Genomic DNA, 1,067 nt, shown 5'->3' on the forward strand with positions numbered 1-1,067 from the left:
CTTCGGATCCAACATATTGGAGCTCAGCGGCGGCAACCAGCAGAAGGCGTTGGTCGCCCGGGCGCTCGTCGCCGACACGCCGATCGTCCTGCTCGACGACCCGACGCGCGGCGTCGACATCGCCACCAAGCAGGACTTCTACCGCCTCTGCAACGACATTGCGCGAGGCGGGCGCACGCTCATCTGGCACACGACCGAAGATGCCGAACTCCTGGCCTGCGACCGCGTGCTGGTATTTTCCGGCGGCTGCATCGTCAAGGAACTGGCCGGCGAAGCGATCACGGAATCAGCCGTCGTTGGCGCGTCCTTTGCCCAGCAGACGGATAAAGCTGCCAGTGCGAGACGCAGCGGCGCTGTCGGCGCCGGGCTTGCCCGCAGGCTGGTGAACGCTGCCCCCTTCATCGGCCTCGCCGCCGTACTGGCCGTGATGATGTCGGCCAATCCGGCGGTCGCCTCCATTTTCGGGCTCGACCTCTTGCTGATGCCGGCGCTGTCGCTGGTGCTGGTGACCGCGGCGCAGATGTTCATCGTCGGCGGCAGCGAGATCGACCTCGGCGTCGGCGCGTTCGCGGGGCTCGTCAGCGTGCTCAGCGCCACGCTGCTCTACGACCAGCCGTGGCTCGGCGCCCTGGCGCTGGCGGCAGCGATCGCCGCCTATGCCGGGCTCGGCGGCCTGATCCAGGCGCGCAAGATCCCGGCCATCGTCGTCACGCTGGGCGCCTCCTTCATCTGGGTCGGGATAGGCTATGCTCTGCAGCCGACGCCCGGCGGCACCAGCCCCGAATGGCTGTCGACAATGTTCAACTGGTCACTCGGCTTTGTGCCAACCTCGATCATCCTCATCGCCGCGGTGGCAGTCGTGATGTTCGTGATCGACCGGCTGCCCCTCGGCGTGGTGCTGCGCGGTTTCGGCAACAATCCGACCGCGATGATCCGTTCCGGCTGGTCGCCGACGCGCTACGCGCTGGTGCGCTATCTCGTCGCCGGGCTGTTCGCCGCCGCCGCCGGCCTGTCGCTGACGGCGATCAACACGGCGAGCGACATCAATTCCGGCAATTCGTTCACCC

1 protein-coding gene is annotated in these 1,067 nt (G+C 67.5%); it reads left to right on the forward strand.

All coding sequences use genetic code 11. The features are described from left to right. Positions 1–1,067: ATP-binding cassette domain-containing protein (locus tag FJ980_RS33880; protein WP_348640682.1), on the forward strand; the 1,067-nt coding region annotated here is incomplete at both ends.

The sequence above is a fragment of the Mesorhizobium sp. B1-1-5 genome, assembly GCF_006443065.1.
Lineage (GTDB): Bacteria > Pseudomonadota > Alphaproteobacteria > Rhizobiales > Rhizobiaceae > Mesorhizobium.